The organism is Lysinibacillus agricola (assembly GCF_016638705.1).
Lineage (GTDB): Bacteria > Bacillota > Bacilli > Bacillales_A > Planococcaceae > Lysinibacillus > Lysinibacillus agricola.
Genome location: NZ_CP067341.1, coordinates 3,357,029 through 3,371,337 on the forward strand (window position 1 = coordinate 3,357,029; position 14,309 = coordinate 3,371,337).

Here is a 14,309-nt window from a genome sequence, read left to right on the forward strand (position 1 = left end):
GCGAAAACAAATACATAAATATACAAACTAATGAAGAGTTGGATTTGGAAAGAGTTAAAAATTTAAAAGATAATGCAATGTTAAAAATAAATACATATTTATGGGTTGAATGGGATTTTGAAAAGAATAATGTTTCAGAATTGAATGTATACGATACAACTAAAAGTAGTGGAAAAGTAGCGTGGTGGATTTGTCCTAAATGTAAAAGTAGTTATGATGCAACAGTAAATCAAAGAAGGAAAGGTCAAAAATGTCCTTATTGTAGTGGAAGAAGAGTTAACGATACGAACTCTTTAGTTTCATTAAGACCAACTATTGCGTCTGAATGGATTGAGTCTATAGGTATAAACTTAACTCCAAACGATGTTACTTGCGGAAGTAAGTATAAGGTTCGATGGAAATGTGATTTTGGACATGAATGGGTAGCTTCGATTGATCGTAGGACTAGAGGTGATGGTTGTCCTTATTGTAATGGTGGAACTAACCTAATTTTAAAAGGTGTTAATGATATGTGGACTACTAATCTAGATTTAGCTAAGTTATTAGAAAACCCTGAAGATGGATATAAGTATAAGCAAACTAGTGGAAAGAAAGTGATATGGAGATGTCCAGATTGCGAGACTACTATTTCAAAGAAAATATCTGATGTTAAATGGCAAGGGTTATATTGTCCAGTATGTTCAGACGGAGTTAGTTTAGGTGAAAAAATAATGTATTGTTTGTTAAAAGAATTAAATATAGATTTCGATTATGATAGTGCAAAGTACTGGTCACAAGGAAAACGTTATGATTTTTATATTCCTTCTCATAAAATGATAATTGAAGTACACGGATTACAACATTATAAAGAATCATTTGAGCGTATTGGAGGCAAGACTTTACTTGAAGAGCAAGAGAATGATAAATATAAAAAACAATTAGCAAAAGAAAACGGGACAATGACTTATATAGAAGTGGATGCTAAAAAAAGTAATTTTGAATACATAAAGAATTCAATATTGAGTACTGACATCGTAAAGTTTTTTAATTTTGAAGCAGATGTATTTAATGAGATATCATTTGAGATAAAAAAAGGATTCACTAGTAGAGCATGGGAAATGTGGAATTCTGGAAAATCAATAAATGAAATATCTGAAGAACTAAAACTACATGATACTACAATCAGAAGATATCTCGAGTTAGGTTATTCTCTTGGTAAATGTAGCTTTAAAATAAAACAAAGATAACAATTGAAAGAATACAAGCTAATCCTGTACCCCTTATTAACGCAATAAAAAATGCATATAGAAAACTTGGATTTGAAGTGAAATGAGCTTCAAGTCTTTTTTATTATTATGAAAGGAGAATGGTAATATTGTCAGAAAAGGATAACAGTAAAGAAATTGAAATTAATAAGAATATGCTACGTGACAGAGCAAAGAAATTACCAGAAGTAACTGATGAAATGTGGAATGAAGTCAATAAAGAATTTAGAGATTTAGTTTCCGAATACATAGCATCTCAATCACACTCACCTCAAACTAAAAAACAGTATTTATCAATGTTGCGTCAATTCGGGTGGTTTATTTGTTCCTCCTTAAATAACAAACCTATTTATAAGATTAAGAAAAGAGATATCATTAGATACTTGTCTTATTTACGAGATGACCGTAGAATGTCTCCTTCCGCAATTGGTACTCGTAAAGCAGTTATTTCTAGTTTATGTAACTATATAGAAAATGTAGTAATGGATGATTTTGACGATGATGAAGAAAATCCATATAAAAATTTCAGAAACTTTACTCGTGGATTACCTGCTATTCCAAAAAGTTCAGTATATGAAAAGATTAAAATTACAAAAGATGAATATCTTGAAATGATGAAAGTCTTAGAAGATGATGAGAATTATTTAGGAATGGCTTGGTTAGCTACAGCATTTAACACTGGTGCTAGACGTAATGAAATTATTCAATTTAAGTCTGAAATAGCAACTTATGAAATCGATGAAAATGCTACATATATCATGAGTCATAATGTACGTTTAAAAGGTCGTGGTGAAGACGGTAAAATTGAACCTTATATGGTCAACTTTGAAGCATTAAAATACATAAAACTTTGGTTAGAAAAACGTGGATATGACCACGAGTATATCTTCACTAAAAAATATGGAGATGAGATTAAAGTTGTAGAAGAAGGATGGGCTAACTATTTATGCTCCAGTGTTCTTTCTCATATCCTTGAAAGACGAATAAATCCTCACTTGTTTAAAGCTAGTGCAGTAACTTACTTATTAGAGCAAGGAGTTCCGTTAGAATTAGTAAGTAAATTCGTAGCGCATCACGAAAATGTGGCTACAACGATTGCTCATTATGATTTACGTGACCACGCTGAAGAGAAGAATAATATCTTTGGCAGTCTGAATACGTAACTAAATGATTGAATTACTCCCCTACTCTTTTTAGGGGAATACTTGAGTTATTTAGATAATATCAGAATTTTATTAAATATATACAATAATCATTACTAAGGTAGTGGTTTTGCAAATGCATTTTCAAAATGACATTAATGTTATATAATACGTATAAAGAAACTGCTACATATATCTTCATAAACATAGCAAGGAGCTTTATACGTATGACTTCTCCATCTTCTGATAATAATAAAAATAAGGACGACGACAGCACTGAGCAATCTAAAAACGGTTTCTTTGATTTCTTATATTGCGGAGAAACTAAATTCATTATAATATTTATCGCAGCAATAGTTGTAATTAAGGTATTTTTTATTGATGAATTCAATTCTTTCTTAACTTATTTCAAAGGTTTTAACATGATGAATCAATTTTTGATTCCGTCATTATTCGGAGCTTTAGGCGGATACTGCTACATAATCATCGATGGTGTAAAAGGTGGGTATCGTCAAGATATCAAGCATATTAAGAAGAAGTTCTCATTTGTTGGTTCTGTAGCCGGAATTACAGCGGTCAATCTTTTAAATCCAAGTGGCACAGTATCTCAAGTAATGATCTTAGGTCTTATTGCAGGATTGAGTGGATTTTCGTATCTAAAAAGAAATGCTTTAGTTGATTCTCATCGTGAGGATTCCATTATGGAGGATTTAAAATCCGATAGCAAGGTTTTATCTACAGAAGAAGTCGATTCATTATCTTCTAAAGGAGAATCACCAAATGAAAAAGCAGAAGTAATCTATAGTAACATGCTCGAAATGATGAAACGTTATGAGGATAAAAATAAAAGTTGAACACATAATATTTACTTACAGCATATATTTTAGGAGGGGTGTTCTGATGAGCAAATTCCGTCCATTTGACTATCTGACAGAAAGCGAAAAAAATGAAGTTTTAAGCTACGAAGCCAAACTACAAAATTCAAAATCGGTTAAGGAGTTTATTGAAATTGAACGGATTTTAAAGGACTATAGAAGTCTAGGTATAGCACGTAGACATTTCAAGGAAATGGAAAATATACTGAAATCAGCAGGCGACTCTGATGACGATGAAGAAAGTTCTAATTATCGGACAATGATTAAGGTTAAGTAATTTTACATTTCACTTCCCCTACCTTGATTAAATGAGGAGGGGTCTTTTATTATCACAAATTAAATAACAAAATACATAAATTAAACTTGAATTATTTTCATTCTCCTGTTAGTATTAAATTGTAGATAAGAATTTTACTTCACATCTACTAATTAATAAAATACATAATTTAAAGGAGAGTAAATATTTATGAGTAACATTACAAACTTTACAGAAGGAAACAAAGATTTATATTTATTTGAACTGGATGGCAAGGTAGCAACTATTGCTCCAGAACTAACAGCTTTTGAAGGTTATACTGTCCCCTCTAAAGCATGGTTTGATATTAAAGATCGTGAAGAGTTCGAGGATGGCTTTGAATTCAAAACATTAACAGGCGAAGATTTAAAATTGTTTAAACAAGTATTAAAAGAAAGTAAAGACCTCAGTCTGGTCGTTACTGAAACAGTAAAGACCTTATACGAACAATATAAATCAGTTCCTCGTTTAGATATCGTTTTAGAAGAAGGCATCTTTGGTACTATGTATGCTTCTAACTCTGGAAATGCTAATAAGTTTAAAAAGTTTATGCGTCGTGAAGTTAACCCTAAATTAAACTCAGATGGCAAATTTGATATTGTTGAGAATGAAATTGCTAAAATTGAAGATGAAACAGAAAAACAGTTACGTCTAAGAATCTGGAAGTGTCAAAGTCTTTTTGAAATAGCTCCAACAGACACTTTAACAGCTATTCAGCTGAATAATTTAAAGAATGAATTGCATCAATATCTACAATCTAAACAAATAGAAGAAGTTCAAACTAAAGTTGAAACACTTGAACATAAAGTAAATCGTACAGCAATTATTCGTGAAGGTGATTGTACTGCTGAGGCTGTAGCTAAAAAGTTAAACATCTTCTCCTCTACAAGTAATAAACCGCATTCAGGATTCACAATTAATATGGCTAAGAAATTAGGCTTCTATATAAATCCTGAAGGAAATGCAGGTCATATGGACGATTATATTACTATCAATCTTGTTCAGCGTGGAGGTCGAGATGTCTCTACTGTAAAGTATAGTGAATTAGCAATTAAAGAAATTGAAAATTATATTTATGAAGAAGGATTAGTTTTTGCAGTAGAGTACAATAAACCTAAAAATAATGAAGATAAAGGCACATTTAAACGTGCTAAGATTGCTTTTGATACAGGTAACATTTGGGTGAATGAAACTACGTATAATTTATATAATTAAAATACGAAATACATAAAAAGGTGAGAAAATTAATCTCACCTTCCCTATTCAAATTAATAAATATCAACTACTCTAGCTGCAACAATTTCAACAACTTGCATGTCCAATTTAAAGAAATAACACTCATCCTTGAATGTAAAGTTTTGAATTGTGATGCTACTAGGTGTAAATATGTTATCAATGTCATTAAGTAGATCATCATGTACATCTTCAACTAGCACACATAAATCAAATTCAACTATCCCTTCCTCTATAACATTGAATGTGAAGTAATTGGTGAATTTGTATGTAGCTTCTGATAGAGATTCTATGGTCATGTTGAAATTTTCAATACTGAAATCTAGATGATTTTCTTCGTCATAGTTATAGTCTTGGTAAATTATTTCGAAAGTTTTAATTTTACCATTCTCGTAGATTGGCTTACCCATTAGCTCAACTTGTGATGGAATATTACCTTTTGCAATAAGTTTGATCGATGTGATTAATGTGTTCATTTTTATTCTCCTCTTCTTTTTTGAAATTTATTATTTTAGTTTTGTTAAATGAATACCTCACAAAACTTTATAATGCAATTATACACTCAATAGTTTATTAATCAATACATTCTTAAACTAATTAATGATTTATTAAATTTTTTAGTGTATAATATAGACAGAAAGAGAGGTATTTTATTATGATGACTGAAAAAATTAAAATTTTATTACTGAAAGAGGATGTGTCAATTAAAGAACTTGCTAAGAGGTTAAATACTACTCCTCAAAATATTACAAATAAATTTAAAAGAGATAATTTTAGCGAAAAGGAATTATTAGGTATTGCGGAAGCGTTAAATGTGGAATATACTGCAAATTTCATTACTTCTAAAGGGGAAAAAATTTAATTATAATAACTGAATAAATTGCAACATATATCATAAATTTCATAATTATGCTATCCTTATATTACATATTTTTGTATTTCAGGAGGCGTAATTATGAAATTTAACAGATTGTGGATGGTATTGATATGCTTTTCTTTCCTATTATCTGCTTGTGGAAAAGAAAATAATGAAAAAGTAAGTGCTAGCGCTGAACCAAAAGTAGATTTATCGAGTTATCCAGTTGGTGTTCAGGAAAGAAAAATCTCACTTGAATATTATAATATCCTGTTAGAGGCAAACACTAAACTAGGAGAATTTAATAAAAACCTAAAAAATGCATCTGGAAATGACATTGAAGAGAAAAAGAATTTATATAGAAAGTTTCTGGTATATGTAAATGGAGTTAGCTATACTCCTGTAAATGATGCAGAAAAAGAAATAGATAATTATTTTTCTTCGTTTTTATACAATGCTAAATTGTACTCTGAACATCAAATTAAATCTTATGATTCAAAGTCAGAATTAGATAGTTCTGTAGCAAAAGACTATGCTATCAATGCTCAAAATGATATGTTAATGGTCACTGAAATTATGGATAAGTATCAACTGTTCAATGAAAATTAACTACTATATATATTACAACCTACTCTCAAATGATTAGGTTGTAATATTTTATTTAATAAAATACATAAAATATACTTGAATTTGATATTCGTAAATGTTAACATTTAACTGTAGATAAAATTTATCTATAAAAATACACAAATATCAAAGGAGAGAATTAATGAGTAATTTAGCAATTAAAGAAACAGTAAAGGTTATGAGGATTGAAATTCCTAATATTCATGGAGGATTTGGAGTAGATAAGAAATCAATACTTGCGAAACATATTGCTGAAATTCACAGTAAACGTTTAGCTAAAGTAAATGAAGCAATTAACAATAATCGTAAACGTTTTAAAGATAATATTGATATTATCGATGCAAAAAACTCAGTCCTTTTCATGGACTCACTTATTGAGCATAACATCTTCACAAAACAATCTATTTCAAACTCAACAAACATCTATCTATTATCTGAAAGAGGATATGCAAAACTTGTTAAAATATTTGATGATGATAAATCTTGGGATTTATATGATGAATTATTAAATGAGTATTTTGAATTACGTGATGGAAACATCATACCAATTAATAATCAACCATCAACTGAATTACAAGTTTTACAAGGTATAGTTAATAATATGGTAGAACAAGAAAAGAAAATGTTAGAAGTGAATGATAAAGTCCTCACACTTGAAACGGAGTTTAATAAAGAGACTGTATCTGAAGGTTATAAAACTAACGATAATATCGCTCGTCATTTTGGATTGTATTCATTAAAGAGTAAACCTCACTTCAATTTTATTGACGCCATTGCAAAGCATTTAAGAATCTATAACACAATAATTGGCTATAAAGATGAATATGTAAATGTTATTCGCACAACAGTACATGGCGGTAATGTTGGTACAGCAGTTTATTATTCAGATAAAGCTTTAGAAATGATGAACGATTTCTTAGAGAATGAACTTTATCTTGATGTAGATTATTATAAACGTGGAACAAGGAACGGAAAGTTTAAAGAAGCTTATTTTGAATTAAGTGGTAAGACTTATAAATTCAATGAAAACACATATAAAAAATATTTATCTTGAGTTTAACGAAATAAATACATAATTCATAGTAGTTTTCCGTTGTTACATATGTTAATATTTAACTATAGGGATAGAGAAGGAAGTCATGAACCTACTTGACAAGTAAAGCATCCTAACTTTACTTCCCTATTTAATATAATTAGGAAAATATAAATTGCTGTAGGAGGTAATTTAATTATGTGTGAAGATACATATGTAAATATTCAAACTGGTGAAGTATTAGATATGGAAAGAGTATCAAGTTTAAAAGACAATGCAATGCTAAAACATTCCCCTCACCTATTCATTGAGTGGGATTTTGAGAAAAATGACGTAGACATTTATAAAGTAACTAAAGGTAGTAAAATGAAATTAAATTTTATTTGCAAACAGTGTAAAAGTAAACATATTGCTATGCCAACAAATAAAATAAGAAGTAAAATGTGTATTTATTGCAGAGGATTTAAAGTTAATGAAACTAACTCATTAGCATCATTAAGACCTGATTTAGCGTTGCAATGGCATCCAAATAAAAATAACACTTTATCACCTCATGACGTTACTTGTGGATATGATAAGAAAGTCTGGTGGTTAGGTAATTGTGGTCATGAATGGGACATGAGAGTTGTAGACAGAAATAAAGGTTCTAATTGTCCAATATGTGCAAACAAAAGAATTATAATTAATGAAAATGATTTATGGACTACTCATCCATATGTAGCAGTATTACTAAAAGATGAGTCATTAGGATATAAACATCATCATGGAAGTACATTTTGCACAGATTGGATATGTTCTAATTGTGGATTAGAAATAAAGAATAAAGAAATTAGAGTAATAGTAAAAAAAGGACTACCTTGTACTAATTGCTCCGATGGCTTTAGCCTACCTGAAAAAATGATGAGTGCAATTTTATCTCAATTAAATATAAACTTCGATTCTCAAAAATCTTTTTCTTGGTCAAATAATAAAAGATACGACTTTTACTTACCCACATTAAATATGATAATTGAAACACACGGCGCACAGCACTCAGTTAATCCTTATAAAAATGGAAGAAGTCTAAAAGAAGAACAGATTAATGATGAGTTTAAAAGAAGTGTCGCAATTGAAAACAAAATCAAAAATTATATTGAAATTGATTGTAGAGTTAATGACTTTGATTATATTAAAAAATCAATATTTAATAGTACTATGACAAATTTCTTCAACCTCAAGATTATAAATTGGGAAAACGTTTATAAAAAATCATTCAATTCTATGGTAAATGAAGTATGTGAGATTTATAAAACAACAGAACTTACTCATACCGAAATAAGTAAGAAACTAAATGTTTCAAGTAGTACAGTTATTAGATATTTAAAAATAGGTGCAAAAATGGGAATCGTAGAATATACTCCCAATGGCGAAAGAGGTATTCGTTCAAGTGGTATATTAAATAAAAAGAAAGTTGTCCAATTAGAAGGTTCTAATCTAATAAAAGTTTGGCAATCTATAGATGAAGCAAGTAATGCAATGGGATTGAAAAGCTCATCATCTATATCTATTGCTTGCAAAAATAATAATAGGACGGCTAAAGGGTTTAATTGGTCTTCCTTAGAACAATACGGTAAAATAGATAAGTAATGACTAATATTTAACTCTACTCCCCTACTCTATAACTTATATAACATACGCAGCCTTTAGGGCGTGAAATTGCATCACGTACATCGAAAACCAAAACCTTCTGGTCATCCTCCTAACTTTTATTTTGGGGGTTTTTACATAATCTTGCTCGCACGTTGTGTACGACTAAGTTAAAATTATATCGCAAGATGAGTGCGTTATAAATAGGGTTCACACGTTGAGTATGATCCCTATTTGAATACTTTTTATAGCATCTCCTTCAAAGTTATCATTTATTGTCGGAGGAAAAGTTAAACATTCTTGATAATATGCTAATATATGCTATAATTTTCTTAACTAAACTCTATCAAACTCTCATATATAATAGTATCTCTATTGTATATATTGGGAGGTGATAGACAATGAATGAAAAGGAGGATGAAGAAATGTTAGGAGTTCTAAATGAAGAAAAAATCGAAGCAAAAGAAGTTAGATTGAGTATTAAAAACATCGAACTTATCAAAGAACTAGCATCAAAACAAGAACCCCTTATAGTGGAAAATGGCATTGCTCAAATAGATTCTTCTCACCCCGATTATGAATTTTGGATGGAGGATTAATTGAGTTATGAAAGTTGGAGATATATACAAGATTGACTTTCCTTTTGAAGAAGGACGAGGCAGTAAATATCGCCCTGTCCTTGTTTTTATTTTAATTACTGAATCTACAGATTTTATCGCTTTAAAAATAACGTCTACTCCAAGACCGTCTAATAGAGTTAAAATAGATTACTGGAGAGAAGCTAATTTAAGAAATGAATCTTACGTTCAATTAGACAACTTTAAAAGAGTTAAGTTTAATAAAGGTTCTAGTTATGTCGGCACTTTAAATTTAGATGACTATAATAAAATAGTTTCTGAATTTGATAAGTTCCATGAAAACCTAACTGTTCATAAATAGCATACATAAGACAATTTTATACAGCAGCTGCTTTCCCTTTCATTTGGAAGGGTTTTTATTTATAAACTAAATACATAAAAATAAAAAGAAGAAGTTGAGTGATTATATTTCACTTGCCTTCTTCTTTTTATTTTGCAAATTAATAAAGGAGGATGAAAATGGCTACAAAAAATCCAATTGAATTGTTGATTGCCTTGGGCGTAAACGACTCATCGTCAAAAAATAATATTCAAAGTTATCTAGACAAGTTAAAAAAAGACTTAAAATTAGATGTTGAATTAAATGCAATCAAAGGTAACGGTAACACCTTTGAGAATATGCGTAAAGAAATTGAATCATTACAGAAGCAAGTCACTCAATTAAATCAAGAATTAAGCAATGTAGGTTCAAAGAAGTCTCACTCCCCTACCCTAGCTCAAGGTATTAAACAAGATGTCGTTGAGTCAATGAAATCTCTCGATCAGTTGAAGAATCATGTTAAGCAGCAAAATGGCGAATACAAGATTAAGACTGTCGTAGACTCACAAGGAATAGAAAAGATAGATGCTGTTGTTACCAGAGTGAAAACTGGATTAAACCAAATTCAGGAAACTCAACTAAAACCTATCCTTGACCCCTCTGGCACATTGGTTGGACTAAAACAAATCAATCAAACTGTACATAATATTAGCTCAAAAGACTTAAAAGTTAATGTAACCAAAGGTATTGAAGAGTTAAACAAATTTGCTCGTCAAGGTGAGTTATCAAAAGAGAAATATGAGCAATTCAGGAATAGTATTAGTTCTTCTATCAATAATACCGAATTAAATAAAGTATTAGAGTCCATGAGAAGTATTAATAAAGAAACTACTCATGAAAATAAAATGCAGAATTCAATGGCAAATATTAATCAGCAAGCTATCGAATTATCTCAAAAGTTAAATCAGTTTACTAAAGATAAGAATAATGCATTCAATCCTGTTGTTGTAGATAAGTTTTTGAGTAGATTGGATAAAGTAGCAGGTTCAAATTTCGATTCAATTACAGGAATGAAGTCGGCTAATAGGGATTTCTCTTCTGTAGAAAAAGAAATAAATACATATATTAAATTACAAGAAAAATATAAATCTGTTACGGATAATTTAGAACTATTACAGCGTCAAGGAAAAATTACCTCTTCTGATTTAGCTAAGTTTACTCAAGATGCAAAATTAGCTACTACAGTAACTGAGTTAGGTAATTTAAATAAAGAAATAAATAAATTTGCTAAGAATACACAAATTGATGCTCAAACTTCTAATGCATTTAAAAATATTGGTAATGAAGTAGAGCGATTAAATAGTAAATTAAAAAATGTAACAAATGGTTTTAATGTGCCTTCAAGCAATACTTTATTTACAAAGATTAAATCTGATATTGATTCGATTAATAATATGAAGATCAATACTCCTGAAGACATTAAAACTTTGAACAAATTAATTTCTGATACCTCTAAAAATATCCGTCAACTAGGACAAGATAGTAACAGTTTAAAACAATTTGAAACTAAGACTCGTGAGATTAATGATTTACTTCAAAAAATGAAAGAATCAGGATTGCTCACTAATAAAGAAATAAGCAAATTTGCTGATTCCCTATCAAGAATTGAAACTGGCAACCTAGCTCATGTTAATAATTTGTTGACTCAAATGAGTACTAAATTTGATAAGTTAAAAAATAGTGAAAAGAATTTAGATACATTTGAAAAACAGCAAAACTCCCTTTCTAGACTTAATTCAGAATTAACAAGAACTGAAAAGTTATTCCCTCGTACAATGGACAAGTCCAAAGCTGAGGAATTAAGAAAAGAGATAGAGAAACTTAGTAAGTTAAATATTATTAATCCTACTTCTCTGAAGAATAGTCAAAAAGAAATTGATGCTTTAAAAGAGAAAGTTAAACAATTCCATGCCGAATCCACTCAAGCTGCTAAAGGCTCTACTGGAGTAATGGAGGCATTTGGCGTAGCCATGCAGAAGTTTCCTATCTGGATGAGCGCCAGTACAATATTTTATGGCACTGTCCGTACTGCCAAGGAATTCGCCTCCATACTAGTTGATATCGACTCAAAATTAGTCTCTATTCAAAAAGTAGTAGATGATGGAACAGATATTGGCGCAGTTTTTGATAGAGCCACTCAATCAGCAGAGGCTTATGGTCAAAGTATAAGCAAGGCGCTTGATGCATATATCGAATTTTCACGTCAAGGTTATAAAGGCGACGAGTTAGGAACGTTAGCAGATGCAGGTTTAGTTGCATCAAACGTAGGTGAGATAACGGCTCAGGCAGCGTCGGAATACATGACGGCTTCTTTGGTGCAGTGGAAAAAAGATGCGTCAGAAGCTATGGGAATAATTGATAGTTGGAATAATATATCCAATAACTTTGCAACAACAACAGAAAAATTAGCAAAAGGTCAATCTCGTGCAGGGGCAACTGCTCGTGCAATGGGATTAGAATTTGATCAGCTTAATGCAATTGTCGGTACAGTTACAGCGTCTACCAAACAATCGGGTAAACTTCATCGCCCCTTTGCACAGCGATGTGCATAGCAAACCCTGAATATGCTGGAAACTCGTCTCACAGCCTTTATTAGTAATTTTTATTGGAAACGATATTAATATCTGAAAATATAAAGGACATGGTGAAAATCAGCAGAGATAGACCTAAGTGTAATATACATATGGTAAGCTCTCAACGACTATCAAGGGGTAACTCATAATTAAAATTAATCACATTCCACCATTTATTAAATAAAATATATAATATCGGCAATTGTACATTAAATAAAGTTATTTCGTATATTATATATTTAACTATATAGATATAGAAGGAAGTTATGAGTATTTTTGATAAGTAAGACATCCTAACTCCACTTCCCTACTAGTTTAAATAATCAAAATTTAATACTGATATCAAAAGCTTATTAGAGATAATTATTTCCAATTTACTTATAATTAAGTGGATTGGGGGAGTTATGATGTCAGATGATAATCGGTTAGATTTATTTGATTTAGATAATTTAGATAAAGAAGTTTATACTATCGGAAGAATTACTGACGAGATAATTGACTTACTAGGAATTACTATAAATCAAAAAGATATTATAATATGGAGAGATAGATTTGCGTATATCGATAAGCATAAAAATGAATTTGATAATGAAAAACAATACATAGAACATGTTAAAGCAATACCAGATGTCATTCGAAATCCAGAATATGTAGGTGTACATCCAAGTGGAAAGAGTATTGAGTTTATAAAAAAGATTGATAAAAATTTGATGATTGCAGTTAGGATTAACACCAAAGGAAATTTAGTATTTAGAACATCTTATCCAATTAAAGATTCTAAACTTAATAACTATATTTCATCTGGTAGGGTTAAAAAAGTGGAATAAATATTAACTAAAGTTATTTACATGTAAGCATAGATATGTTATATTGAACATAAGATATAAGTGGTAAGTTATTTAAGGGCGGAACAGGCAGCCGCCACACCAATATAAATTATTGGTCTTACAAGAGATGCAGATTGCCACCTGCTAAATAACTTATCTTTCGTTAAACACCCTACATTAATTTGGAGGGTGTTTTTATCAGTTTCTAACAGAAAGACCTCCACTTCAAGCAACCTGTAAGAGTGTTAAGTGGCTAGAAGTTCAAGTATGATTTAAAGAAGGATCACACATTATATATATGTCCTTTCTACATGAAATGTGTGAATTGAAATAAATTGCACTAGATATAAGTCCCCTACCTCATTTTATTCACAAGCTTTAAAAAGCATTATGTTTTCTTACGTGAAGAAAATAAAAAGATATCAACAAATAAAAATACATAAAAATATTTTATTTATCACCTTATTAAACAGTGGAATGTGATTAAAGGTGATTTTTATTATGAGTTAATGGTATAGTCTACTCCCACTTCTTTGTGAAGTGTTAAAATATAGCGAAAGCTAGGGTATATTTGGATGAAGTTGGAAACTTTGTTAAAAACGTATTACCTCGTTTAGTAAGTGATCCGGCTCAAGATGCATTAAAAATGGTAGATGTCTCTCTTACTGACAAATCTGGAAATATGCGCGACATTATAGATGTATATACTGATGTTGCAAACAAAGTGAAAGAGCTGAATGACGTCGAAAGAATCAGTGTCATGGAAGGCTTAGCGGGTTGATATTGGCTCGCTTTAAATGTGGTGAACTTTATTTATAAAGGTGTACATTTAACGTTAAGGAATTGTAGGAAATGACAATTAATAAATGTGCTAACAGGGAACATCTAAGTCTCATTTAAGATATGACAATCCTGTGCCAAGCTTGTGAGGAAACTCTCTTGAAGGTGCAACGACTAGAGTATACGGTCTAAGTCTCTTTTGATATGATCATGAAACTCAATAGCGCCACACATTATTTAT

General features: G+C 30.3%; 15 protein-coding genes. 14 read left to right on the forward strand and 1 reads right to left on the reverse strand.

Going from position 1 to position 14,309, the window contains the following annotated elements; translation table 11 throughout:
- Nucleotides 1–44: 44 nt before the first annotated feature.
- The 5 genes from FJQ98_RS16725 to FJQ98_RS16745 all read left to right on the forward strand — a co-directional run bounded on the left by FJQ98_RS16725 (nt 45) and on the right by FJQ98_RS16745 (nt 4,771).
- On the forward strand, nt 45–1,226 hold the full coding sequence (locus FJQ98_RS16725) for a zinc-ribbon domain-containing protein (protein WP_053595650.1): 1,182 nt from the start codon (nt 45–47) through the stop codon (nt 1,224–1,226).
- 173 nt (nt 1,227–1,399) lie between these two features.
- A complete protein-coding gene (locus FJQ98_RS16730) occupies nt 1,400–2,407 on the forward strand; it encodes a tyrosine-type recombinase/integrase (protein ID WP_241774599.1) in 1,008 nt (335 codons plus the stop codon).
- A 206-nt stretch (nt 2,408–2,613) separates the two neighbouring features.
- Nucleotides 2,614–3,240, forward strand: coding sequence for a hypothetical protein (locus tag FJQ98_RS16735; RefSeq protein WP_053595648.1), 627 nt, complete (start codon nt 2,614–2,616; stop codon nt 3,238–3,240).
- Nucleotides 3,241–3,286: 46 nt separating this feature from the next.
- Complete coding sequence (locus FJQ98_RS16740; protein ID WP_053595647.1) at nt 3,287–3,538, forward strand: hypothetical protein; 252 nt, start codon at nt 3,287–3,289, stop codon at nt 3,536–3,538.
- A gap of 189 nt (nt 3,539–3,727) precedes the next feature.
- Nucleotides 3,728–4,771 carry a hypothetical protein gene (locus FJQ98_RS16745; RefSeq protein WP_053595646.1) on the forward strand — a complete coding sequence of 348 codons (1,044 nt, stop codon included), beginning with the start codon at nt 3,728–3,730 and terminating at the stop codon, nt 4,769–4,771.
- 53 nt (nt 4,772–4,824) lie between these two features.
- On the opposite strand, the gene FJQ98_RS16750 is transcribed toward FJQ98_RS16745, so the two are convergent.
- Nucleotides 4,825–5,265 carry a hypothetical protein gene (locus FJQ98_RS16750; RefSeq protein ID WP_053595645.1) on the reverse strand — a complete coding sequence of 147 codons (441 nt, stop codon included), beginning with the start codon at nt 5,263–5,265 and terminating at the stop codon, nt 4,825–4,827.
- A gap of 179 nt (nt 5,266–5,444) precedes the next feature.
- On the opposite strand from FJQ98_RS16750, the gene FJQ98_RS16755 reads away from it, so the two are divergent.
- From FJQ98_RS16755 to FJQ98_RS16795, 9 genes are all read left to right on the forward strand, one after another.
- Nucleotides 5,445–5,651 (forward strand): helix-turn-helix domain-containing protein, encoded by a 207-nt coding sequence (locus FJQ98_RS16755; RefSeq protein WP_241774597.1) that lies wholly within the window; start codon nt 5,445–5,447, stop codon nt 5,649–5,651.
- 93 nt (nt 5,652–5,744) lie between these two features.
- Complete coding sequence (locus tag FJQ98_RS16760) at nt 5,745–6,254, forward strand: hypothetical protein (RefSeq protein WP_053595643.1); 510 nt, start codon at nt 5,745–5,747, stop codon at nt 6,252–6,254.
- A 160-nt stretch (nt 6,255–6,414) separates the two neighbouring features.
- On the forward strand, nt 6,415–7,326 hold the full coding sequence (locus FJQ98_RS16765; RefSeq protein ID WP_075807288.1) for an ORF6N domain-containing protein: 912 nt from the start codon (nt 6,415–6,417) through the stop codon (nt 7,324–7,326).
- Nucleotides 7,327–7,503: 177 nt separating this feature from the next.
- Nucleotides 7,504–8,931 carry a zinc-ribbon domain-containing protein gene (locus FJQ98_RS16770; protein WP_075807287.1) on the forward strand — a complete coding sequence of 476 codons (1,428 nt, stop codon included), beginning with the start codon at nt 7,504–7,506 and terminating at the stop codon, nt 8,929–8,931.
- A 401-nt stretch (nt 8,932–9,332) separates the two neighbouring features.
- Nucleotides 9,333–9,530 carry a hypothetical protein gene (locus tag FJQ98_RS16775; RefSeq protein ID WP_053595642.1) on the forward strand — a complete coding sequence of 66 codons (198 nt, stop codon included), beginning with the start codon at nt 9,333–9,335 and terminating at the stop codon, nt 9,528–9,530.
- Nucleotides 9,531–9,537: 7 nt separating this feature from the next.
- A complete protein-coding gene (locus FJQ98_RS16780; protein WP_053595641.1) occupies nt 9,538–9,870 on the forward strand; it encodes a type II toxin-antitoxin system PemK/MazF family toxin in 333 nt (110 codons plus the stop codon).
- 158 nt (nt 9,871–10,028) lie between these two features.
- Nucleotides 10,029–12,440 carry a phage tail tape measure protein gene (locus FJQ98_RS16785; protein WP_053595640.1) on the forward strand — a complete coding sequence of 804 codons (2,412 nt, stop codon included), beginning with the start codon at nt 10,029–10,031 and terminating at the stop codon, nt 12,438–12,440.
- A 425-nt stretch (nt 12,441–12,865) separates the two neighbouring features.
- Complete coding sequence (locus FJQ98_RS16790; RefSeq protein ID WP_241774596.1) at nt 12,866–13,288, forward strand: PBECR3 domain-containing polyvalent protein; 423 nt, start codon at nt 12,866–12,868, stop codon at nt 13,286–13,288.
- A gap of 550 nt (nt 13,289–13,838) precedes the next feature.
- Nucleotides 13,839–14,069, forward strand: coding sequence for a phage tail tape measure protein (locus FJQ98_RS16795; RefSeq protein ID WP_143114891.1), 231 nt, complete (start codon nt 13,839–13,841; stop codon nt 14,067–14,069).
- The last annotated feature ends 240 nt before the right edge of the window (nt 14,070–14,309 follow it).